Genomic DNA, 23,181 nt, shown 5'->3' with positions numbered 1-23,181 from the left:
TATATTATCCCCTATTCATCCGTTACACAGCCTTCCGAGGCAGATTTTACCGCTTTTGCGTATTTGTGCAAAATGCCTTTGGACACCTTCAAGGACGGTTGTAGCCAGAGCTTTCTCCTTTCTGCCAATTCTTCATCGGAAAGGTGCACATAAAGTTTGTTATCTATGGCATCAATGGTGATTTTATCCCCATCTCTGACCAAGGCCAAATTGCCGCCTTCCTGTGCCTCGGGTGTAATATGCCCCACTACAAAACCATGGGTGCCTCCGGAAAACCTCCCATCCGTTATCAGGGCAACTTTTTTGCCCAAAGCGGCACCCATAAGGGCTGCGGTAGGTTTCAACATTTCAGGCATTCCAGGACCTCCTTTTGGCCCACAATAACGGATCACCACCACACTGCCTGCCTTTACCCTTCCCATTAAAATAGCCTCATTGGTTTCCTCCTCAGAATTAAATACCTGTGCCGATCCGGTAAACTGTTCCCCTTCCTTACCGGTAATCTTGGCCACTGCACCCTGTTCAGCCAAATTGCCATACAGTACCTGCAGGTGGCCTATTGGTTTGATGGGATTGCTGAGGGGATGAATGATGTCCTGACCTTCTGTCAAATCTTCCACCTCTGCCAGATTTTCTGCCATGGTTTTTCCGGTTACTGTCATACAGTCCCCATGCAGCAACCCTTCTCTAAGCATCATCTTCAATACGGCAGGTATTCCTCCAACCTGAAATAAATCCTCCATTACATATTCCCCGCTGGGTTTTAAATCGCCCAATACAGGTGTGTTATTGCTGAAATATTGGAAATCCTTTATGCTCAAGGGCACGTCAATGGCTCTGGCCAGGGCAATCAAATGAATCACCGCATTGGTAGAACCCCCTGTTATCATCACCAACCGTATGGCATTTTCAAATGCCTCCCTGGTAAGTATATCCTTTGGTTTAATGTCTTTTTCCAGCAGTTGAAGCATGGCATGGCCCACTTTGTGGGTCTCCACCTGCTTGAACTCATCTGCCGCCGGATAAGATGAATTGAAAGGCAGGCACATGCCCATGGCTTCAACTGCAGATGCCATGGTATTTGCCGTATACATGCCACTGCAGGACCCTCTTCCCGGACAGGCATGAAAAACGATGTCTCTGAATTCCTCCTCATTGATTTCACCGGTGGAGCGGCTTCCAGTGGCTTCAAATGAAGAAATGATGTCCAGTTTTTTCCCATTATAATGACCGGCCTTGATGGTACCTCCATAAAACATTATTCCCGGACGGTTAAGACGGCTGATGCCCATAAGGGCGCCTGGAATATTTTTATCGCATCCTACCACAGCAACTAAGCCATCGTACCATTGGGCACCTCCTACCATTTCCACAGAATCTGCAATAACATCCCTGGATGGAAGGGAAAACCGCATACCGCTTGAGCCCATGGAAATGGCATCGCTTACGCCGGCAGTGTGGAATATCAGCCCCATGAGGTCTTCTTTCATAATGCTTTCCTTTATTTTCCTGGCCAGATCATTTAAATGCATATTACAGGGGTTGCCCTCCCATCCGGCGCTTGCTATGCCTATTTGCGGCTTTTTAAGATCCTCCCTGCTCAACCCAATCGCATGTAACATGGATTGTGCTCCTGGAGAAGTATCATTTTGGGTTACATGTTTGCTGAATTTGTTTAGTTCCGCCATATTTCTCTTATAGTTTTAAATCAAGTTCAATGTCTGTCCATTTTCTTTCCCGGGCTGATTCCATCACTGCATCCAGCACCTGTTGGCATTTTAACCCATCATAAAAGTCAGGCCTTACTTGTTTGTTCCCCGCTATCCCTTCCACTAAAGTTTTTACCAAGTGGACGAAAGTATGCTCCCATCCAATAATATGTCCGGGAGGCCACCATGCATCGATATAGGGTTGACGGGATTCTGTAACCAGGACAGTACGGAATCCCTGGCATTTTGGATCCTCCTCCAGGGAGAAATATTGCAGTTCGTTCATCCGCTCCAAATTAAACACCAGACTTCCCTTACTCCCAAAGATTTCCAGTCTCAGGAAATTTTTCCTGCCATTGGCAAAGCGGGTGGCAATAAATGATCCCAAGGCCCCATTCTCAAATTCCGCCTGAAAAGTGGTCGCATCATCGGTAGTGACTGCACCTTTTCCCTCTCCTGGGGCAAGAGGCCTTTCTGTAACAAAAGTTTTCTGAAGGCCATTGACGGAGATAAATTCCCCTACTAAGAAACGTGCCAAATCCACTATGTGGGCATTCATATCACCATGGGCACCTGAGCCTGATGTTTTGGCATCATGCCGCCAGGTAATTGGAAAATTGGGATCCACCAACCAGTCCTGATAATACACGCCATTAAAGTGATGGATCTTACCGATTTTCCCTTCCTCTATTAATTGTTTGGCAAGTGCAATGGCCGGGACAAAACGGTAATTGAAAACCATCATGTGAATAACTCCAGCTTTTTGGGCTGACTGGTACATTTCTTTGGCCTCAATTAAATTTAAAGCAATGGGTTTTTCACATAAAATGTGTTTTCCTGCTTTAGCTGCAGCCTTGGCTATAGGCATGTGCAGGTCATTCGGGGCAGCAATATCTACTATATTAATAGTTTCATCTTCCATGATCTTTTCCCAATCTGTTTCAGCACGATCCCAGCCAAATTTTTGTGCAAATTGGTCCAGTGCCGCTTTGTTCCTTCCACAGGCAGTATGCAAGTGGAGATTTATCGGAATATTAAAAAACCGGGGTACCTGCCTGTACGCATTGCTATGTGCCTTTCCCATAAACTGGGTTCCTATTATACCAATGTTTAGTTCCTCTTTCACAATTATTATTATCGGTCTAATCCAAGAATTTGTTTGTTCATCCCATGGTCGGTCGGGCTGCTGGCAAAATCATCAAATACATATTGGGTGGCTTCTATAATATGGGAGGCTATGAACAGAGCGCCTTCTTTTGCCCCCTGCTCCGGGCTTTTGACACAACATTCCCATTCCAGGATGGCCCAACCTTCATATCGACGGGTGGTAAGTTCTGTAAAGATTTTTTTAAAATCCACCTGCCCATCTCCCGGGGAACGGAACCGGCCTGCCCTGTTGACCCAATCATGGTATCCGCCATAAACCCCTGTCAAACCATTTGTAATGAATTCCGCATCTTTGACGTGAAATGCTTTGATCCGGTCATGAAAAATCCGGATGAATTCTACATAATCCATCTGCTGCAACAAAAAATGGCTTGCATCATAAGTGATGCAAGCAGCAGGATGGTGCGAAACCTTATCCAGAAAACGAAGAAAGGTAGCTCCGTCATAAAGATCAGAACCTGGATGAAGCTCAAAGCCAAAAGTGATCCCATATTCTTTGCCCCTATCAAAGAGGGGCAGCCAACGCCTGGCCAATTCCCCAAATGCTTCATCAACAAGGCCTTTGGAGCGTTGTGGCCAGGGATAGATATAGGGCCAGGCCAAACCTCCTGATAAAACAGAAATATTTTCGGTCCCGAAATATGCACTTGCCAAAATCGTCTGCCGGAGCTGTTCAGAAGCCCATTCCAATCTTCCAGGATCATCCAAACCTTTGGGATAGAAAGGTTGGAACAACAATTCATAGGCGGGATGGATGGCCATAACCTGTCCCTGCAAATAGGAAGCAAGTTCCACCACCTCCAGACCCTTTTCCTTTAATTTTCCTTTATAATCCTCACAATACCCTTTGGATTGCGATGCCTGCTCCAGATCAAAAATCCGTCGGTCCCATGTTGGAATTTGAATCCCTTTATATCCTAATGATGCCGCCCAACCTGAAATACTTTCCAAGTCATGATAAGGTGGGCTATCCTTTAAAAACTGGGCCAGAAAAATAGCGGGTCCTTTGATGGTCTTCATGGCAATAAACTGGTTTCATTTGGTTTGCGAATAGAAATTCTCAAAGCATCAACACCGGTATTTAGAACAATCCGGTGTTTCAGAAAGTTAGCCGCCCCCTAGGCTGCGCCTTTTACCCGTCCCGTTGTTCAGCCAGATATCCAGCCTTGGCGCTTTCCAGGTGTAAGGCTTGCCGAGAATGTCCAAATCCCCGTCTCCATCCAGATCTATCATCAGACTTTCATGCATCCCAAATCCCTCCAATAGCTCATGTATTTCAAAGTTGCCCTTTCCATCACCCAATAAAATCCTTGCTTTCGGTTTATCGGGATGGTTCCCCAGGTTCATTTCCGCGATAAACAGATCCAAATGCCCGTCCCCGTTAAAATCCACCTTATTGATGGAATGGCCATCATATAAGGTGTCAATCAGAACCTTTTCGCTCCATTCCCCATTTTCCCATTGATAAAAAACCAAAGGAGCTGCCCCGTCACCGGCTGACAACATTACTTCCGGCCTGCCTCCAGGTACAAATTGCCCGGCCACAGACCGGGTAAAGGCATATCCCTCATCTATAACATGTACTTCAAAATTATAGCCATCGATATGTTTAAACCATCTACCCCCTCCCACAATGTCCATTTTCCCGTCTCCGTCCATATCCTCAATGGCCAATCCCTCATGTTCATTTGGCCTTTTCCAACCGGGATACCTCCCTTTTTGGGGAGTATAGATTTCAGGATAGGCATAAATTTCATGGATTTCCCATACATCCACCGTTTTAACATGATCCGGTACAGGAGCTACAAAAAGTTTTCTGTCTCCCTGGTTCCAGAATACCAATTCCATTTTACCGTTTCCCGTGACATCGGCAAAAATCTGGTCATGATGCTTATTGGCTCCAGACTTTTTGATGTTGCGTCTTTTCCACGGTGTGGTGGGATCAAAATCAGGATATGGATTTTCCCACCACCAGATTTCATTGCTCCTGCCGTCCCCTCCAAAAACGATATCCAAATCCCCATCTCCATCAATGTCATGAAAAGCAGACCCCGCTTCTATGGTTAGCGGTGTATCCTCAACTATGTATCTGTCCCAACCTTCATCAGTCCGTCTGTACAATAATACTGAAGGCCCTTTGGTACGTTCTGTAATAAAGAAATCGTTGACACCGTCCATGTCAATGTCACAGACCAAGGTGGCCGTTTGCTGGTTGCCTGAATTGGGTTCGTCCAAGTCGCCCGTTGTAGTGGAGACGTGTTCCCAGCTCACATCAGGTATTTCTACAGGTTTGATTTGCTCTTGATCATCTTCGCTTTTGCTTTCGGTACAGTGCATTAAAATACCAGCCATAACGAACCAAAAAAAGAACAAATAGAAAGTTTTACTGTAACGATCAATGATAGAATAATATTTGAAAAGTAGGTGCATATTGTGTCTATTTTGGTTATTGCAACTATATTTAAACAAATCTACTACTGAAAAATCATATAACCCTCACCTATTTGGGCGATTTTATGTACTATATTGTCAAATATTGGGTATAATTCACTTTTTTTCTCCATATTAAAACACATTAACCAAAAAAATTGTGGAACCCCTGCTAGAAAAAATTTCTGTTACTTCTAAAAGTTCATTTGCGATCAAAGAGGATATATTGTCCCATATTACTACTCCGTGGCATTTTCATCCGGAGTTTGAACTGACGGTGATTACCGAAAGTGAAGGAAAAAGGTTTGTCGGCGATCATGTGGAATTTTTTTATCCGGGCGACATGATTTTCGTTGGCCCTAACCTGCCGCATTTCCATAGAAACAATGAAAAATATTATCAAAAAGAACATGATCAGTTAAAGGTAAGAGCAATAGTCATCCATTTTTTAAAAGACTTTTTGGGAAAAGATTTTTTTGACAAACCGGAAATGATAAAAATTAACCAGCTGTTTGCCAGAGCCATGAGGGGTTTGAAAGTTTATGGAAAAACCAATGAAGTCATCTCCCAAAAAATGGAGGAAATTCTGTATTTAGATGGCTTTGAAAGATTACTGCAGCTTTTCCATATACTCAACATTCTATCCCATTCCAAGGAAATCAAAGAACTTTCCAGCCCGGCATTTCACTATCCGGTAGATTCCTCAGATGTGGAAAGGGTAAATACTATTTATCAATATATCCTATTGAATTATAAAAAGACCATCAATTTGGAAGAAGCGGCTTCTCTCATCAGCATGAGCAATTCCACCTTTTGCAGGTTTTTTAAAAAAAGAACGGGCAAAACTTTCTCCGAAATGATAAACGAACTAAGGGTGGGACATGCCTGCAGGCTACTCATGGAATCCGAATTAACCGTCACACAAATTTGCTATGAAAGCGGATTCAATAATTTTTCCTATTTCCAACGTCAGTTCAAGAAAATTACCAAAGTCACTCCATTAAAATACAAGGAGAATTTTTTGTCTCAAGAAGAATAATATTATAGGCATTAGGAAATGGTGTTTGAACCTTTGGGATTAAGGGATTGCTTCAAGTTTTGGTTAAAACCCACACAAAAAACCTTCAGTCGTCATTCCAGAATGGAAAACTCAGCGACAACCGGGTAATGATCTGACAAATCATCAACTATTCCGGCATTAATGATCTTTGCGGAAACGCATTGCCGGGCCAGATTGGGCGAGGCCAAAATATAGTCTAAACGTTTTCTTAGGGGGGCTATGTCTTCCCGATTCCTTCTGGGCTCAAAATGGATAGGAGCTGGAAAACTGAACCTTTCCTCCCCGTCCACTTTTTGGGCACATACATCGATCAGTGGAAATCCCAAAAAGGAGGCCATCAAACTATAGTCAAACTGATCGTTTAGCAGGGTTTGATGCCCTTTCTTTTTATTTGCGGCCTCTATTTCTGAATACCATTCCCTTAACTCAGGGCGGAGCATGTCCAAATGGGCGTCAAAAGGTGAAAGGGCGTTGAAATCCCCCAAAATGATATGCGGATCTTCATGGGAAGACAGGGTTTCTTTCACCTGGCTGGCAATCAATGCGGATTCCCGCATCCGGGTAGCGTAGTCTGACGGACATAGATGGACCGCTACAAAATCGATACCGTGGGTAGAGGCATGGAGGGCACCGTGCCAAAATCCATCCAGCATTTTTTTCTTGACGGTAATCGGTTTGTTGGAAGTAATCCCCACAGGGTGTCCGTCTTCTTTCAGTAATACCACATGGTCATGACCCCAATTGGATGCATAGGTTTTGAGTTTTTCCTCTGTGAAAGCGCATAATTCCTGAAACGCCACCACGTCAGGCTGCTGAGAGGCCAGCCATTCCGCCAAAGCTTGTTCCCTCTCTGTGTCTTTGCCGTAGTCGAAGCCATTGTAGATGTTATAGGAAATCACTTTAAGGTTTTTGGATGCAGTATCCAGGGATTGAGCCCAAATAAGGCCGTGTGTGCCCAAAATCAAACCGGTTACAAGAAGATATAAATAATGCTTTTTCATAAGGGGAATAGTTGATCTCAAATACCATTTTATTTTTTAAACGCATTTTAAAAACCGTCCATAAACCTATTCCGTCCAGTTTTTTCCCACATCGCCATAGGGAATACAGCCTTGGTAGGGGCCCGGAATAGGGTCATAGGCGAGGACTTCTTTGCCTATTTTTTCGGAATGGAAATAACCCAAAAGTGCCAATTCCTTCATCATCCTGTAAAAAGGAAAAGAAGAGGGATCCCCAAATGAGAAGCCCCACATGGAACCGGGAAGGGGTTCGGATTTTTCTTCATATTCCCTGATCAACTGATCCTGTTGATCAGGCGAGGATTTTATAAAATCTTCCCCGAATTTGTCCTTGGCATTTTGATTGAAGCTGTCCAGACCATGCATAAAGCCCTTTTTGACCTCATCGGGAAAAACATGGCTGAGCATTTTGTCTATGAATTCGTCCACACCGACTTCCACTGCGCCAGGGGTATCCGTTTTTGGCAAGATCCTATCCACTATGGCAGAAAGGGTTTGGGCCTGTTTTTTTTCCAGCACCTGCGGTGTCCACTTCAGGGAAGTGCTTTGTCCGCATGATTGCATAAGCGCTGCTACCGTGCTGCCGGACAGGGCAACTCCGAGTATCATGCTTGTGCTTTTTAACGCTTCTCTTCTGTTCATGGTCGGATAATTAAAGGTTTTTGCGTTTCATTTCTGTGGTGGCAAAATCAACTGCCCTGGCAGAAAGGGCCAAGTAAGTGATGGAGGGGTTTTGCGTGCCAGAAGAGGTCATACAGGACCCGTCCGTTACAAACAAATTAGGTATCCCATGGACTTGGTTATGGGCATTTAATACGGATGTTTTAGGGTCCCTTCCCATCCGTGCCGTACCCATTTCATGGACACCCACACCGATGGCCCCACCGGCGTCAAAAGTAGCCACGTTTTTCAAGCCTGCAGCTTCCAGCATTTCAGCCGCGTCGTTTTTGATATATTCGCGCATGACGGTTTCATTCTCTTTATAACTGGCATCAAAAACCATTTTGGGCAAACCCCACTCGTCAGGTTGGTCATGATCCAAATACATGCGGTTTTCGTGATAGGGAAGAATTTCCCCAAACCCAGTCATGCCAAAAGTCCACGGACCGGCCTGAACCAGGCTGTCTTTGAAAGCTGCCCCGAAGTTTTTGTCATTGGCGCCCCGGCTAAAACTCAACCTGCCAGCACTTCCTTGATAACCATAGCCGCGTAAAAATTCCTTGGTACTGGTGGCTGCATTGATGTTCCTGAAGCGGGGTATATAGATACCGTTTGGCCGGCGGCCCCTATAATATTCATCTTCAAAACCCTCATAAGTACCGGACGCTCCCAGCCTATAATGGTGGTCCATGATATTGTGTCCCAGTTCTCCGCTGTCGTTTCCGAGGCCATCGGGGTAGCGGTTGGAAATAGAATTGAGCAAAATGGCGGCGGTACCCGGTGCCGAGGCATTGAGAAAGATGAGTCCGGCATGATATTCAATCATCTCTTTGGACTCCCTGTCCACGATCCTTACGCCGGTGGCTTTGCCTGAGCCTTCATCATAAATTACCGAATGGACCATGGAGTGTGGCCTCAGTGTCAGGTTTCCGGTTTTGGCAGCGTCAGGTAATGCCACCGATACGCTACTGTAATATGCCCCATACGGACATCCTCTGGCACAACGGTTACGGGATTGGCAAGCTCCCCGGCCATTATGGGGTACGGTCAGGTTGGCCACACGGCCGATGGTCATATAGCGGTTTGGAAATTTGCTTTCAATCTCTTTTTTGATGTGTTTTTCCAGGCAGTTCATTTCCATGGGAGGGAGGTATTGTCCGTCTGGCAGGTGGGAGAGTCCCAAAGGTTCTCCGGATACGCCCACATATCTTTCCACATAATCATACCACGGTGCCAGATCCTTGTACCGGATGGGCCAATCCACGCCGATACCTTCTTTGGCATTGGCCTCAAAATCAAGGTCAGACCAACGGTAACACTGCCGTCCCCATATCAGAGACCTTCCGCCCACTACATCGGCCCTGATCCAGTCGAAACGCTGCTTTTCCTCGTACGGATCCGCTTTATCATTATGGTAGAAATGCTTGTTTTCCTCGCTGATAAAGCCGCTCCGGATTTGAACATAATGATCTTCCCTTTCTTTGTTGGTCAGTCTTTTTTGATAATTGAAATCCCAGGGGTCTTTGTTCATGGTGGGGTAATCTTCCAGATGGGTGACCATTCTGCCTCTTTCCAACACCAGGGTTTTCAAGCCTTTTTCACAAAGTTCCTTCGCCGTGAATCCTCCACTTACTCCCGATCCCACAACGATGGCGTCAAAAGTATTTTCGGATTTGGCTTTGATGTTCAGGTTGCTCATGAGTATTTTATGGTTCGATAAGTGGGCTAAAATTAAATAAAATCATGGAACGGGCAACCAAGTTTAATTAATATTGATAATATTGCGGCTTGGCCAAATAAAAAACGGTATTGGGCGGGTAATTCAATACCAGGTTTAACAAAAAAACAGCAAAATGCTTTATGAAATTATCGGCTGGTTTGGGGCTTTCTTTTTTATCGTTTCCTATTATTTATTGTCAAAAGGAAGGTTAAGACAGGAAAGCACGACATATCACCTGCTCAATCTTATGGGTGCGATGAGCTTGATTATCAATGCGCTTCATTTTCGGGACAATGCCAATATTCTGGTAAATGGGGTATGGGCCTCAATAGCCATCATGGCTTTATATCAATTCGGCAAAAGCTCCAGCCGCAAGAGATCATAAGCCTGTTCCTTGAAATGGTTCAGCTTTTCTTCATACTCCTTAGCGTCTTCAATCATGGAAAGGTAATAATAGGCCCCTTCAATAATGACGAATATTTTCTCTGAAAGCGCTGCCGTGTCTGCTTTTCTGAGGTACTCATCCTTGTCAAGGATTTCCTGCAGGGTTTTCCTCAACTCTAAATGGAGTTTTCTGTATTCCTCTTTGATGGTGGGATCCCTGAAAATCAAGGCATAGCAGCTGTAAAACACCCCATCATCAAAGAGCAGGTTCCATTCCCTGGAAAATAACCTGCCGACCAGAACTTCCGAATCCACTTTTCTTCCGTCCTTGAATTTTTCCAACAAGGGCTCGTAAATCAACTGGTAATGTTTTAAAATATAATCAATCAAAGCAAGAATGAGCAGTCTTTTGTTGGGGAAATAGTGCATGATGAGACTGGGAGGCATCCCCAGATACTTGCCGATTTTGGCAATGGATGTATTCTCCAAACCGTCTTTTTTACAAAGCTCATAAAAACCTTCAATGATCTCGGTTTTTCTTACGTCTCTGATCTTTTTTTTCATAATATTATAAAATTAAAAATCAAAAATAATTAAAAATTAGTAATTAATTACCATTTGAATTTACAATTAAATTATTTAATATTGAATGAATGTTCAATAAATATTTGCTAATAATTGGTTAATATTCAAGTAACAATCCTGTTTTAATTTGCATGATATTCATTATCAGTGTTCACTTCTCTTTTACTAATATATGAAAACACATTTACTTCGCTTAAGAAAGATCGGAAGCCGGGGACTCTTGCAATGCATGGCGTTGCTTCTGATCAACATGATGACAGCCCAGGCACAGGTAACGGTATCAGGCGCCGTCACGGATGGTGCGGAAGGCCTGCCTTTACCAGGGGTTTCTGTTTACCAAAAAGGCGCTACCAATGTCAGCATTACGGATATTGACGGGCTATACAGTATCCAGGTAGCGTCGCCGGAAGCCGAATTGGTTTATTCGTTTATCGGTTTCGAAACACAAACCCTGGTCGTGGGCGACAGAACCACCATTGATGTTACCTTGATGCCGGAGGAGACACTATTGGAACAGGTGGTCGTGGTAGGTTACGGCACCCAGAAAAAGATCAACCTCACGGGAGCTGTAGACCAGGTATCGGGGGAACAGATTATCAACCGGCCCGTGGCCAACGTCATGCAGGGCCTGCAGGGTGTAAGTCCGGGTTTGAATATCACCTACTCGGGTGGAAGGCCAGGCACGGTGCCCGATATCAATATCCGTGGGTTTACGTCGATCAACGGAGGCGGACCCCTTATTGTCATTGACGGTGTAGCGGGTAGATATGAGGACTTGCTGCGATTGAATCCCGCGGATATCGAATCGTTTTCAGTACTTCGGGATGCGGCTTCTGCTGCCATTTACGGCGCCAGGGCGGCATTTGGCGTGGTCTTGATCACCACGAAACAAGGTGGGACAACCCAGCTTGTCAGTTATAACAGCAATTTTACCTGGGGAAGACCCACCGTGTTACCACAGCCGGTAACCGACCCTTATATTTATTCCCGGGTCATGGATCAGTCCACCAGCAATACCCCTTGGAATTATATCAATTTTAATGATTTTCATTACCAGTGGGCCAAGGAAAGATCAGAAAATCCATCTGTAGAAGATGTGAGAATCGATCCGAATGACCCCAACCGCTGGGCTTATATGGGTAATAATGATTGGTATGATTACTTTTTTAATCCGGCAAGTTTTTCCACCAATCAAAGCCTGGCCATCAGCGGGAGCGCCAATGTTGACAATATGCCCATTACCTATTATTTGTCCGGAGACTATACCAAGGAAAACGGAATGAACAAATTGGCGCCGGATCATTGGGACAGGTATTCCCTTAGGGCCAGGGTCTCTGCTTTACCTAAAAAGTGGCTAAAGGTGGACAACAACCTGAACATTTATCAGACGGAAAGGGCGGATCCTACTACTACCATCACTGATATTTATTACCTGACCCCAATTGAAGTGGCAAAAAATCCCGATGGAACCTGGGCCAACACCGGAGCCGGAAGATTGGCCGCCCGACTCTCAGACGGTGGCAGAAACAAGGAAGACATGTTCGGGTTTCACAACATCATAAGAGGCACGGGCACCTTTTTGAACGGCGACCTTTCCATTACCGGAAACGCAAGTTTTAAGAGGGAACAATGGAAATACCATTGGGACAGGCGGAAGTTTGAGATAGGTTTTGGGCCGGAGGATGTCAGAATGGAAGGAGGGGATGGCGCTGTGGTTGAAAGAAATGAGACTTTACAGAACACGATCTTGGATCTGTATGGGAATTATACCAAAAAGATGGGGGCTCATACCGTCAATCTTCTCGCTGGCTATAATCAGGAAAGTTATGTATTATCTTCCGTACAGGCGGAGAGGAGGGTCTTGATTTCTTCATCTCTTCCTTATATGGGCTTGACCACGGGCGACTCCTTTATTACCCCGGCTTACAGTTCCTTTGCGACAAGAAGTCTTTTTGGCAGGGCCAATTACACCCTGCTGGACCGGTATATTTTGGAATTCAATGGCCGCTATGATGGTTCTTCCAGGTTTCCCAGTTCCAATCGATGGGGATTCTTTCCATCCATTTCAGGAGCATGGATCATCAGTGACGAGAGATTTTTCCAAGATGTTGGGATGACATCATCGCCGACCGTCAAATTAAGGTCTTCTTACGGGAGTCTTGGCAATCAGAACGTTGCTGATTTCGGCTACATTCAGGCCTTACCGACCCAGTTTTCCAACTATCTGATAGGGGGAGACAGGCAAGTGGTCATTTCTTCTGCCCCTCAGCTGGCCGTTGATCCCTATTATTATACCTGGGAGAGGGTGGTCACCACCAATTTCGGAGCGGATGTGGGTTTTTGGGATGACAGGTTTTTTGCGTCGTTTGATTACTTCATCAGGAACACCAAAGGCATGCTTACCGATCCCGTGGAACTGCCGGGAGTGTTGGGGACTTCCCCTCCTCAGCAGAATGCGGCCGATTTGCAGACGAAAGGATGGGAGGTTTCATTGTCCTACCGGAATCAATTCGGCAGGTCCGACAAACCTGTGCAGTTAACCACTCGGTTGTTTGTAGCGGATTCCCGCTCTTGGATTACCAGCTTTGAAAATGAACAAAAGCTGTTTTCTAGGATCAAAAATGGAGAAACGGTAGAGAATTTCAGAGTGGGGCAGGAAATTGGTGAAATTTGGGGTCTGATAAATGATGGGCTTTTCAGAAACGAGGATGAAATCAGTCAGCTTGACCAGTCAGCGATCATCCCTTGGGGCGCGCTTGATATCGTACCCGGATGGCCTAAATATGTGGATTTAAACGGTGATGGAAAAATAGAAAGAGGGCTTTCGGAACAGGACCCAAGAGACCTGACCGTAATTGGCAATAGCCGTCCCCGTTATCAGTTGGGAGCGAATATAGACCTGTCCTGGAACGGCTTCGATTTTTCCCTGTTTTTGCAGGGGGTCGGCCGGCAGGATTATTACCCCAGACATTACCTGTTTTGGGGACCTTATCAGCAGCCATATGCCAACATATACCCTTGGAACCTGGATTTTTACAGGGGAGAGGCTGATAATGAGCAGTTAAGGGCCATGCACAGCCGTGCGTACCTGGATGCAGGCCTGGCCGATGTTAACCTTGATTCCAGGTATCCGGTTCTCCAAGCCTGGCTTGCTGACAACAACTATGGCTCAGGGCTGGATATTCCCCAGACGGAATATTTGCTGAATGCGGCTTATGTGAGGGTGAAAAACCTTTCCATAGGTTATTCTTTGCCTACAGAGCTTGCAAGAAGGATCAAGGCCCGGCGTATCCGGATTTTTGCCACCGGAGAAAACCTGTATGAGTTTTCAGCCATCAAACAGTTTGTGGATCCGGAAAGCGTGAACAACGGTTACAGTTGGTCTTACCCCTTTCAAAGGAGGTATTCGTTCGGATTGAATATTGACTTATAAAAATACAGATACTATGAAAAGGCTTTATATATATTTACTGATCCTGTCTGTTCTGACATCCTGTGATGACGGATTCATGGACAGGTACCCACAGACTTCCATTGCCCCCGAGGAGTTCTTCAAATCCGAAGAGGACCTGGCACTCTATGTCAACGGTCTCCTGCAGTTACCCGGCATGGGGCAGTACGAACAGGACCAGAGCAGCGACAATCTCGCCACTACCGGGGCGATAGAAGTAAAAAGTATCATGACAGGCAGTCCCAATTCCCAAAACATTACAGCAGGATGGGACTGGGCCAGGCTTAGGAACATCAATTATTTTCTGGATAACATCGCCAATGCCCAGGCAAGTCAGGAAGCCATCAACCATTTCGAGGGGCTGGCAAGATTTTACAGAGCATGGTTTTACTTCAATATGGTGAAAAGGTATTCCGACCTGCCCTGGTATGGGGAGCTCCTTGCCCCTACAGATGAAGCCCTTTATAAACCCAGAGACCCCAGGGCATTGGTGATGCAGCGGATCCTGGAAGACCTGGAATTTGCCGCCGCACATGTCCGTGAACAGGTACCCAGCGGCACCCCCGGTATTTGGGCGGTGAAAACCTTGTATGCGCGTGTGGCGCTTTATGAAGGCACTTTCAGAAAATACCATCCCGAATTGAACATACAGGAGACAGCGCAGGCTCTTTTGACCATCGCGGAGGATGTATCCCAGGAAATAATCGCCTCCGGCAATTTCTCCATCTATCAGACAGGTAATCCGGAGAGAGACTATGCCACCTTGTTCAACAGCCTGAATTTGGTGGGCAACCCTGAAATCATTCTGGTGAATCCCCATGATGTGAGCAAAGACCGCAGCAGCAATATCAACTATACGGTCTTTGGAACTTATGAGCAATCCCCTTCCAGAGACTTGGTGCAGACCTACCTGATGAGAGATGGATCACGTTTTACAGATATTCCGGGATATGAAACTTTCCTGTATGTGGAGGAATTTCAGGATCGTGATCCCAGGCTGAGCCAGACGTTGGTTTATCCCGGTTGGGTGCGTTCCCCTGACCCGGGTCCGTTTATCCCTTTGATGAACAGAAACTTTACGGGATACTTTCAGCAGAAAGGATATAACAATACCATCGATAATGTGGACATAGGCAGCCTTGATTTTCCGGTGATGCGATATGCGGAAGTGCTGCTGACCTATGCCGAAGCAAAAGCCGAACTGGGAACCCTTACCCAATCTGATCTGGATGCTTCCGTCAATCGGCTGAGAAACAGGGCGGGAATGCCCCCCCTGGAGCTTACAGCGGCCAACAGTTCTCCTGATGCCAGACTGATGGAAAAGTATCCGAATGTTTCCGGTCCCATGACCGGCGTATTGTTGGAAATCAGGCGGGAGAGAAGGGTTGAGTTTGCCCTGGAAGGATACCGGTTTGATGATTTGATGCGATGGGGAGCCGGAAAACTTTTGGAAAGAATCCCCGAAGGCATGTACTTCCCTGGATTGGGCAAGTATGACCTGACTGGAGATGGGGTGGAAGATATCATTTTGATAGACAAGGACAGCAATATACCATCCGACCCCCAAAAAGAAACCAATTCTCTGGGAGAAAGACTGATTTATTACCGGGCAGGCACCGTAAATGATAACGTAACCGTATATTTGAGAAATGGGGTCAATGGGGGTACCCTGGTTACCGAAACTGCCCCAAGACAATTTATGGAACCTAAATATTATTACCGGCCTGTTCCTATACAGCAAGTCGTTCTCAACCCCAATCTTGAACAGATTTTTGGATGGGAATAAATTCCGCCAACCTACTATCAAAGTCAGACCTTCCAGGTTTCAAAAACCTGGAAGGTCTGCAATTTAATAAGTCAAATGCCATTGTATTTAATCCATATTAAAAAATATGACACGAATTTCTTTATTGATTTTGGTTGCTTTTTTCTTCACTTTCCACCTTCATGCCCAGCAGCGCAAAACGGTGTTTATCATCCTGGACGGTATACCCGGCCCTCTATTGGAGGCAGCCCCAACCCCCAATATGGACCGGATTTCACAAGACGGAGGCTATGCTGCCGCTTATGTGGGAGGGCAGAGAGGGGGCTATTCAGAGACACCTACCATATCCGCGGTAGGCTATAACAGTCTGCTTACCGGTACCTGGGTAAACAAACATAATGTGAAAGACAACAGCATCCGGCATCCGAATTATCATTACTGGACCATTTTCAGGCATTTTAAAGCCAATTATCCGGATAAAACGACCGCTGTTTATTCAACTTGGTTGGACAACCGGACCAAATTGGTGGGCGAAAATCTGCCGGAAACCGGAAATCTTCAGCTGGACTATCATTTTGATGGGTTTGAACTGGATACTGTCCGGTTTCCGCATGATGACCAAAGCCTGTATATCCATGAAATAGACCAGATGGTGGCGGAGTATGCCGCCCGGGATATCGATAAGAAGGGACCTGATCTTACTTGGGTATACCTGCAATATACCGATGACATGGGGCATAAGTTTGGCGAAAGCCCTGAGATGGATGCGGCCATACAGGCATCCGATAGACAGGTAGGCCTTATTTGGGAGGCTGTCCAGAGGCGGATGCAAGCCTTTGATGAGGATTGGCTGGTGGTGATCACTACAGACCATGGCAGGGAGACCGGGGGTTTTCATCATGGGGGCCAGTCGGATGAAGAAAGGGCTACTTGGATAGTCAGTAACAAAAAATTCAATGAACATTTTAACAATCAGCCAGGGGTTGTGGATATTTTTCCGACCATCGCCGCTTTTATGGGCATCAGCATTCCCAAAAACCATGCGATGGAACTGGATGGCGTTTCTTTGTTGGGAGAGCCGTTTGCTGCGGAACTTCAGGGAAAACTTGCAGGAAAGAAATTGACATTGGCTTGGAGATCCTATGATAAAGGGGAGAAAGCTTTGGTTTGGGTAACGCCTGGTAACCAGTTCCGGTTTGGAAAAACAGACACGTATCAATTGATTGGAGAGGTTTCGCTGGCCAAAGAGACAGCGGATTTTGACCTTGAAGTAATCTATAAAAACCTTAAGGTAGTGCTGGAACTTCCCCAGGGTTTTATTAACGTGTGGGCGGCAAATGATCAAGAAGAATAATGCGACCATTTATATAAAAACAGAATAATTGTTGGTGGTTGGGGTGTTAATTTAGTGACTCATCCCAATCACCATATGATAAGAAATATAATTTGTTTGATATTTTTACTTTGTTTACATCTTAATTCTCAAGCCCAGCAAGAAATACTGCCCGGAATTGTGGCGGTAAAAATTTCCGATCCTATCCGGGTTGATGGGGTGCTGGATGAGGATATTTGGCAGGAAGCTGGCTGGGTGTCTGATTTTTACCAGACTTTTCCGTCTGACACTTCCCTGGCAGTAGCTCAAACCAGGGTGAAAGTGGGCTATGATGATAAATTCCTGTATATCGCTGCGGTCATGCTAAACCCCGGCCCCAGGGATAAATACGTAAGCACATCCTTACGGCGGGATTATCGCGGCAATCAAAATGATGGGATCAGTTTTGTGTTTGATACTTTTAATGATAAAACCAACGGATATGTTTTTGGTGTGAATCCTTACGGGGTCCAAAGGGAAGCGATGATAGGCAATGGGGGGCTCATATCCACCGATCTGAACCTTGCCTGGGATAACAAATGGTATTCTGCTGCAAAGATCAATGAGGACCATTGGGTGGTTGAAATGGTCATTCCTTTTTCTACTTTAAGGTACAAAGAGGGCGGCACTTCCTGGAACGTGAATTTCTATAGGATAGACAGCGAATACTCAGAAAAAAGTACCTGGACACCGATTCCCAGAAATTTCAATGTGACCAATATGGCTTTTTCCAGAAAACTGTATTTTCCGGAACCCTTGCCAAAAGTGGGCAGCAATCTTTCATTTATCCCATATATGGCTATGGGGACATCCCGCAACTTTATGGAAGGGTTTGGGGAGCCCGTGAAGCCTTCCTTTGGAGGGGATGCCAAGGTGGGGATAGGCCCGGCTTTGAACCTGGACCTTACCGTAAACCCGGATTTTTCACAGGTGGAGGTGGATGAACAAGTGACCAACCTGGACCGTTTTGAGATTTTCTTTCCAGAAAGAAGACAGTTCTTTCTGGAAAACGCAGACCTTTTTGCGGACTTTGGTACCGATAGGATCCGCCCGTTCTTTTCCCGCAGGATAGGCGTGGACAGGGATGAACATACCGGACAGAATGTCCAGAACCGCATCTTATATGGCGCCAGGTTAAGCGGAAAGTTGACGGACGATTGGAGGATAGGCGCCATGAACATGCAAACTGCCAATGACCCTAACCTGGGCATTTCGGGAAAAAACTTCTCTGTAGCTGCTTTGCAGCGGAAAATTTTTAACCGTTCCAACATTGGTATGATGGTGATCAACCGGGAATCCATGGATATGGAAAAAGGAGGCATGGCGATGGATAACGGGAAATTTCACCGGCTGGCGGGAATGGATTATAACCTGTACTCGGCGGATAACCGATGGAACGGCAAGTTTTTTTATCACCGCACTTTTGAGGTAGGATCCCCGTCCGATGCGGGTACAGCCCATGCCCAGTTGGCTTTTGATGATATCCATCTGTCTGCCGGTCTGGCCTATTCCTATGTGGGGGAAAATTACAACCCGTTGATGGGGTATACGCCACGGACCGGTTACCAGCGTTTTTCGCCTCAGCTGGGATACAGATTTTTTCCCAATTCAAGGTGGGTCAACCGCCATGGCCCGGGATTTATTTCAGAAACGCTTTGGAACGACAGGCTGGGTGTGACCGATGAGCTGCATACTTTTTTATACATGATACAACTGCATAGTTTCGCGGAACTCACCGTCAATTTCAATAACCAGTATACTTACCTGTTTTTCCCTTTTGACCCTACCCGGTCAGGGGGTGAGCCACTGGCAGAGGGCACGGCGTATAGGAACAATTACCTTAGTTTTAATTTCAGAACCGATCCACGCGGTGTCTTTTCGGTGTTGGGAACCGGGCAGGTTGGGGACTACTTTAACGGAAGCATGACCCGGTTTACGGGAACTGCCCAGTGCCGCTTGGGGTATTTGGCCAACATTTCCATGAATTTCAGTTACAGCAGGATCCGGCTGGCCGAACCTCAACAAAACGCAGACTTGTTTTTGATAGGTCCAAGGGTGGACCTGACCTTTACCAAAAGCCTGTTCTGGACTACCTTTATGCAATACAATAACCAAATAGACAACATCAACATCAACACCCGTTTCCAATGGCGGTATGCACCGGTCTCCGATCTTTTTGTGGTATACACCGACAACTACTTCCCTTCTTCCTTTGCGCCCAAGCAGAGGGCTTTTGTGATGAAATTGAATTATTGGTTGAACATTTAAAAGGCTACGCTTGTATAGGTAAGACGTCCTTTTGGGGTAACCCCCAGCTATTGATTTTATGACCTGTCTTTATAGGATATTTATCTGATTGTTTGTACCTTATATACCCTTAACCGTACAGAAAGCAGCCATATATGAGCTTCTGGTCTGCTTACCTGCTAAACTAAACGCATCTTACAAATGGGAATTTTAAAAAAAATCTTCATTGGGGTAGTCATCATCATTGCCATTCCCCTTGTGCTCGCATTGTTTGTCAAAAAAGATTACTCCGTAGAACGGGAGGTTGTTATCAACAAACCCAAACAGGAGGTTTTTGACTACATTAAATATCTCAAAAACCAGGACGCCTACAGCAAATGGGCGACAATGGATCCCGATATGAAGAAGACATATAGGGGTACCGATGGTACCGTGGGATTTGTATCGGCGTGGGAAAGCGACAACGGAGAGGTAGGGACCGGTGAACAGGAAATTAAGGGGATCACTGAGGGAGAAAGGATTGATTTTGAGCTTCGATTTATCAAGCCGTTTGAGGCCACTTCACCCGCCTATATGACCACTGAAAGCTTGTCTGAAAATGAGACTGTTGTAAAATGGGGTTTTAGCGGACATATGAATTATCCTATGAATTTCATGATGCTTTTTATGGATTTTGAAGAAATGATAGGGGAGGATTTACAGTCCGGACTGAACAATTTAAAAGCCCAATTGGAAAGATAAGGGGATAAATAAAACCAAGAGTCTTTTCAATTGCTTGCTGACCAACAACCTCAGTATGATCCGGGTCCCGGGATCCAAACGGATTGGAATTCAAATCCCGGGAAAACGGATCGTGTAGGACGACATTCGCCCGATGTATCCAAGAAGTAAAATCGTATATTATTTCACTTGAATGCTACTGTATTCGGTATAAAGCGGTGGCCGGGTTTTCCATTTTCCTTTGGTGAAATCAGGGAAGTCAACAGGTCGGCTTTTGTTTGCCACAGATGCTTCACTAAGGGGAATAATGGAGGCGCTGGTCACGGAATCATAGACATCCCAGTCAGGTTGTTTGTCTTCACGGAGCGCCGTGATAAGCCGGTCCCAGTTGATGGGAGTCTGGGTCATGCCACCGCTGCCATGTCCGCGGATGGCACCACCTTTCCTTTTCGGAGGATTATAATTTTTTATGATCTCATGCTCGTATTCTTTCAGGTACTCTTCTGCTGGTTCCCATTGATGGTCCACAGGGCTGCGCCCATCAATATAAATCCGGTGCCCGTCTCTTTCCTTTAGATATACCCCTTTCGTGCCCTGTATGCGGAAACTTTCCCGGGGATGGGGTGTATGGGTATCGTGGTTGAGGGTGACCATCTTGCCGTTTACCGTACGGATGAGGGAAGCATTATAATCGCCCAATGCCATTTTTTTGGTAGCATAGGGGTGGTCGTTTCCGTATTGGGACCTGGCATATTCATTGAGCATCACGGATTTTGTACTCATAGAAACCAGGTAGTCAAACCGGTCGCCACGGTTAATATCCAGTGCCGGCATCATGTTCCTCATGGGGTGGTCAGGGTAGAGGTTGCCGTTTCGGTCCACGGCGGGCTGAAGACGCCACGGTTCTCTTTCAGGATCAAATTTGACCAGTCTTAAATCATGAATATATCCGCTTTCCACATGGAGAATATCCCCCAGAAGGCCTTTTCTTACCATATTGAGCAAGGTCAGGTCCCCAAATCCTCCCAGCACGATGCTGGCCCATTTTCCGGTGCTTTCGAAGGTTTCCACCAGTTCCCAGCCTTCATCCAATGTCTGGGCCAACGGTACTTCGCAAGCGGCATGTTTGCCATTTCTCATGGCAGCCAGGCATACCGGGGCATGCGTGTCCCATGGCGTGGAGCAGATGACCGCATCCAGCTCTTCCTCCTCACATAAACGGGCAAAGTCCGTAGGCCCGCGGTCATATAGCCGGGGTGTGGGCTGTCCTGCTTCTTCCACCCATCTTTTGGCACGGTAAAGGTTTTTGGGATTGATGTCACAAATAGCGGGGATTTCAACCCCTTCTATACCCAGGGCGGTATCCAAATGGTAGGATCCACGCCCGCCTATTCCCACAAAGCCCAGGCGGATATTTTGTTTTCTGGAAGAGGACTTGGCAAACGCATTTGCCGGTAAAATTCCTCCCGATAAAGTCATACCTCCCACGGCGACAGTGGAAAGTTTAAGGAAATTTCTTCGATTCGGGTCATTCATGAGTCTATGGTTTTAAATTTCGATATGCGTATTTTTAGTGAAGCAATCCGGGATACCATTTTTCGGCATTTGTCCGGTAGATTTTATCCACGACCTCCTTCGGCAGCTTCATTCCTTTGAATTGCCCCTTGACTTTGGGCACTTCCATGGTTTCATCAGAAGTAAAGAATTTCCAGTGGCGCAGCCATACCTCGTGGGCATGTTGGGCTATTTCAGATGGTTGCTCCAATCCTTTGGCCACAATGTCTGAAGCCCCTCGCCGCAGATCCGTCCCATAAATCAGCCTATCCTGGTATTTGATCAGGAAATTATGTACCCGTTGCCAATCTGAAACAGCCTGGTGTTGCAGGTGAGAGATCCTTTCGGCCATGTCCACCGCCATGTTGGGATATTTGTCGAGCCGTTTGGCCAGTTCATCCACGTCGTATTCCAGGCTGCCGAGATGAGCTCCTACAAATCTGAGCCGGGGCCGTTTTTCCAGCAACCTGTCCCTGGCGGCAATCAGTTCATCATAAGAAGGATAATCGGGGTGAAGGTACATGTGGTATTTTGGGTTTTCCCGAAAATAGTCCCTGTCACCCTGGACCGTCATTTCTTCCAAGGGCAGCCAGGTGTTTTTTGGTTCACCCAAATGCCCCAAAAGGGTAATGTTTTCTGCTTCAAGCAAATCCCAAATGGGATCAAACCTCGGATCATCTATCATCACAAAAGAGCCGTCATCATCCCGGTGCTCCATTCCGATGTTTTTCCATACCTTGACAGCGATGGCTCCTTTGGCAAAAGAGCTTTTCAAATAATTGATTGTCTGTTTCTCCCAATCAGGCTTCCCGAAATTTTCAAGAGAAAAAGCGGTGCCATAGAAGACTTTTGAGGGGAAGGTTTCCTTCATCTTGACGGAGAATTTTTCCTGCTCCTCCGGTGGCCTTCCGGAGGCCGTATACACACTCACGGTGAGCAGAGAAAAATTATCGGCTTCTGCTTGACGGATAAACAGGGTGTCGAAATCCGTTCTGAGGTGTACATGCGCGTCATGTTTTTTGATGGTGGGGAAGTCATCAGCTCCGTAGTATGTGGGCAGGGAATGGCTTTCAGCCTTTGATCCATTTGCGGGCGATTGGCAGTTTTGTAAAAGAGGATATATAAGAATGATGAGCCAACACCTGTATTTGAATAAATAATTTTTTTTCATGGTTCTTTGATGGAGCCTCACGGTGTCCCCTGTTGCCGGCATTGTCTCACAGGCAATCCCTTCGGTGCCGGAGGCTGTAATTTTTCAGTTATGGAATGTGCAGGGGAGATAATAGTACCTCAAACCTCAGGACCTAATTTAAATATATATTTTAAAAATGGGAGAAG

General features: G+C 46.0%; 17 protein-coding genes. 7 read left to right on the top strand and 10 right to left on the bottom strand.

Features of this window, described 5'->3' with window-relative positions:
• Positions 1 to 11 precede the first annotated feature (11 nt).
• The 4 genes from ilvD to ACFPFU_RS16015 form a co-directional block, all read right to left on the bottom strand.
• Positions 12 to 1,688, bottom strand: coding sequence for a dihydroxy-acid dehydratase (ilvD, locus tag ACFPFU_RS16030; protein WP_377065843.1), 1,677 nt, complete (start codon positions 1,686 to 1,688; stop codon positions 12 to 14).
• Between the two features lie 7 nt (positions 1,689 to 1,695).
• Positions 1,696 to 2,835, bottom strand: coding sequence for a Gfo/Idh/MocA family protein (locus ACFPFU_RS16025; RefSeq protein ID WP_377065841.1), 1,140 nt, complete (start codon positions 2,833 to 2,835; stop codon positions 1,696 to 1,698).
• Between the two features lie 8 nt (positions 2,836 to 2,843).
• On the bottom strand, positions 2,844 to 3,896 hold the full coding sequence (locus tag ACFPFU_RS16020) for a sugar phosphate isomerase/epimerase family protein (RefSeq protein ID WP_377065839.1): 1,053 nt from the start codon (positions 3,894 to 3,896) through the stop codon (positions 2,844 to 2,846).
• Between the two features lie 87 nt (positions 3,897 to 3,983).
• Positions 3,984 to 5,228, bottom strand: coding sequence for an FG-GAP repeat domain-containing protein (locus ACFPFU_RS16015; protein ID WP_377065837.1), 1,245 nt, complete (start codon positions 5,226 to 5,228; stop codon positions 3,984 to 3,986).
• A 238-nt stretch (positions 5,229 to 5,466) separates the two neighbouring features.
• Between ACFPFU_RS16015 and ACFPFU_RS16010 the strand changes: the two genes are divergently transcribed.
• Positions 5,467 to 6,345: an AraC family transcriptional regulator gene (locus ACFPFU_RS16010; protein WP_377065835.1), complete on the top strand. Its 879-nt coding sequence runs from the start codon at positions 5,467 to 5,469 to the stop codon at positions 6,343 to 6,345.
• Positions 6,346 to 6,437: 92 nt separating this feature from the next.
• On the opposite strand, the gene ACFPFU_RS16005 is transcribed toward ACFPFU_RS16010, so the two are convergent.
• The 3 genes from ACFPFU_RS16005 to ACFPFU_RS15995 form a co-directional block, all read right to left on the bottom strand.
• A complete protein-coding gene (locus ACFPFU_RS16005) occupies positions 6,438 to 7,367 on the bottom strand; it encodes an endonuclease/exonuclease/phosphatase family protein (RefSeq protein WP_377065833.1) in 930 nt (309 codons plus the stop codon).
• Positions 7,368 to 7,433: 66 nt separating this feature from the next.
• Positions 7,434 to 8,027, bottom strand: a complete 594-nt coding sequence (locus tag ACFPFU_RS16000) for a gluconate 2-dehydrogenase subunit 3 family protein (RefSeq protein WP_377065831.1) — start codon at positions 8,025 to 8,027, stop codon at positions 7,434 to 7,436.
• Positions 8,028 to 8,037: 10 nt separating this feature from the next.
• Complete coding sequence (locus tag ACFPFU_RS15995) at positions 8,038 to 9,744, bottom strand: GMC oxidoreductase (protein WP_377065829.1); 1,707 nt, start codon at positions 9,742 to 9,744, stop codon at positions 8,038 to 8,040.
• A 154-nt stretch (positions 9,745 to 9,898) separates the two neighbouring features.
• On the opposite strand from ACFPFU_RS15995, the gene ACFPFU_RS15990 reads away from it, so the two are divergent.
• A complete protein-coding gene (locus tag ACFPFU_RS15990; RefSeq protein ID WP_377065827.1) occupies positions 9,899 to 10,150 on the top strand; it encodes a CBU_0592 family membrane protein in 252 nt (83 codons plus the stop codon).
• Here ACFPFU_RS15990 and ACFPFU_RS15985 read toward each other — a convergent pair.
• Positions 10,114 to 10,713, bottom strand: a complete 600-nt coding sequence (locus tag ACFPFU_RS15985; RefSeq protein ID WP_377065825.1) for a TetR family transcriptional regulator — start codon at positions 10,711 to 10,713, stop codon at positions 10,114 to 10,116. The two genes, ACFPFU_RS15990 and ACFPFU_RS15985, sit on opposite strands and share 37 nt — an antisense overlap.
• 193 nt (positions 10,714 to 10,906) lie before the next feature.
• Here ACFPFU_RS15985 and ACFPFU_RS15980 point away from each other — a divergent pair, with 193 nt between their 5' ends.
• The 5 genes from ACFPFU_RS15980 to ACFPFU_RS15960 all read left to right on the top strand — a co-directional run bounded on the left by ACFPFU_RS15980 (position 10,907) and on the right by ACFPFU_RS15960 (position 20,310).
• Positions 10,907 to 14,167, top strand: coding sequence for a SusC/RagA family TonB-linked outer membrane protein (locus ACFPFU_RS15980; RefSeq protein WP_377065823.1), 3,261 nt, complete (start codon positions 10,907 to 10,909; stop codon positions 14,165 to 14,167).
• Between the two features lie 13 nt (positions 14,168 to 14,180).
• The gene (locus ACFPFU_RS15975) at positions 14,181 to 15,971 is read left to right on the top strand and encodes a RagB/SusD family nutrient uptake outer membrane protein (protein WP_377065821.1); all 1,791 of its coding nucleotides are present in this window, start codon (positions 14,181 to 14,183) and stop codon (positions 15,969 to 15,971) included.
• A 106-nt stretch (positions 15,972 to 16,077) separates the two neighbouring features.
• On the top strand, positions 16,078 to 17,304 hold the full coding sequence (locus ACFPFU_RS15970; RefSeq protein WP_377065819.1) for an alkaline phosphatase family protein: 1,227 nt from the start codon (positions 16,078 to 16,080) through the stop codon (positions 17,302 to 17,304).
• A 159-nt stretch (positions 17,305 to 17,463) separates the two neighbouring features.
• Complete coding sequence (locus tag ACFPFU_RS15965; protein WP_377065817.1) at positions 17,464 to 19,590, top strand: DUF5916 domain-containing protein; 2,127 nt, start codon at positions 17,464 to 17,466, stop codon at positions 19,588 to 19,590.
• A gap of 180 nt (positions 19,591 to 19,770) precedes the next feature.
• Positions 19,771 to 20,310 carry an SRPBCC family protein gene (locus tag ACFPFU_RS15960; RefSeq protein ID WP_377065815.1) on the top strand — a complete coding sequence of 180 codons (540 nt, stop codon included), beginning with the start codon at positions 19,771 to 19,773 and terminating at the stop codon, positions 20,308 to 20,310.
• 159 nt (positions 20,311 to 20,469) lie between these two features.
• On the opposite strand, the gene ACFPFU_RS15955 is transcribed toward ACFPFU_RS15960, so the two are convergent.
• Entirely contained in the window at positions 20,470 to 21,825 is a 1,356-nt protein-coding gene (locus tag ACFPFU_RS15955) for a Gfo/Idh/MocA family protein (RefSeq protein ID WP_377065813.1), read from the bottom strand.
• 34 nt (positions 21,826 to 21,859) lie between these two features.
• On the bottom strand, positions 21,860 to 23,014 hold the full coding sequence (locus ACFPFU_RS15950) for an amidohydrolase family protein (protein ID WP_377065811.1): 1,155 nt from the start codon (positions 23,012 to 23,014) through the stop codon (positions 21,860 to 21,862).
• Positions 23,015 to 23,181: the final 167 nt, after the last annotated feature.

This window comes from Negadavirga shengliensis, from assembly GCF_042652345.1.
Taxonomy (GTDB): Bacteria; Bacteroidota; Bacteroidia; order Cytophagales; family Cyclobacteriaceae; genus Negadavirga; species Negadavirga shengliensis.
This window is presented reverse-complemented; position numbering and strand designations above follow the sequence as displayed.

Bases quoted from the DNA above. Each gene is read 5' to 3' on its own strand.
- ilvD (WP_377065843.1), bottom strand. From the start codon at position 1,688: ATGGCGGAACTAAACAAATTCAGCAAACATGTAACCCAAAATGATACT.
- ACFPFU_RS16020 (WP_377065839.1), bottom strand. From the start codon at position 3,896: ATGAAGACCATCAAAGGACCCGCTATTTTTCTGGCCCAGTTTTTAAAG.
- ACFPFU_RS16015 (WP_377065837.1), bottom strand. From the start codon at position 5,228: ATGGCTGGTATTTTAATGCACTGTACCGAAAGCAAAAGCGAAGATGAT.
- ACFPFU_RS16005 (WP_377065833.1), bottom strand. From the start codon at position 7,367: ATGAAAAAGCATTATTTATATCTTCTTGTAACCGGTTTGATTTTGGGC.
- ACFPFU_RS16000 (WP_377065831.1), bottom strand. From the start codon at position 8,027: ATGAACAGAAGAGAAGCGTTAAAAAGCACAAGCATGATACTCGGAGTT.
- ACFPFU_RS15995 (WP_377065829.1), bottom strand. From the start codon at position 9,744: ATGAGCAACCTGAACATCAAAGCCAAATCCGAAAATACTTTTGACGCC.
- ACFPFU_RS15990 (WP_377065827.1), top strand. From the start codon at position 9,899: ATGCTTTATGAAATTATCGGCTGGTTTGGGGCTTTCTTTTTTATCGTT.
- ACFPFU_RS15985 (WP_377065825.1), bottom strand. From the start codon at position 10,713: ATGAAAAAAAAGATCAGAGACGTAAGAAAAACCGAGATCATTGAAGGT.
- ACFPFU_RS15980 (WP_377065823.1), top strand. From the start codon at position 10,907: ATGAAAACACATTTACTTCGCTTAAGAAAGATCGGAAGCCGGGGACTC.
- ACFPFU_RS15975 (WP_377065821.1), top strand. From the start codon at position 14,181: ATGAAAAGGCTTTATATATATTTACTGATCCTGTCTGTTCTGACATCC.
- ACFPFU_RS15970 (WP_377065819.1), top strand. From the start codon at position 16,078: ATGACACGAATTTCTTTATTGATTTTGGTTGCTTTTTTCTTCACTTTC.
- ACFPFU_RS15960 (WP_377065815.1), top strand. From the start codon at position 19,771: ATGGGAATTTTAAAAAAAATCTTCATTGGGGTAGTCATCATCATTGCC.
- ACFPFU_RS15955 (WP_377065813.1), bottom strand. From the start codon at position 21,825: ATGAATGACCCGAATCGAAGAAATTTCCTTAAACTTTCCACTGTCGCC.
- ACFPFU_RS15950 (WP_377065811.1), bottom strand. From the start codon at position 23,014: ATGAAAAAAAATTATTTATTCAAATACAGGTGTTGGCTCATCATTCTT.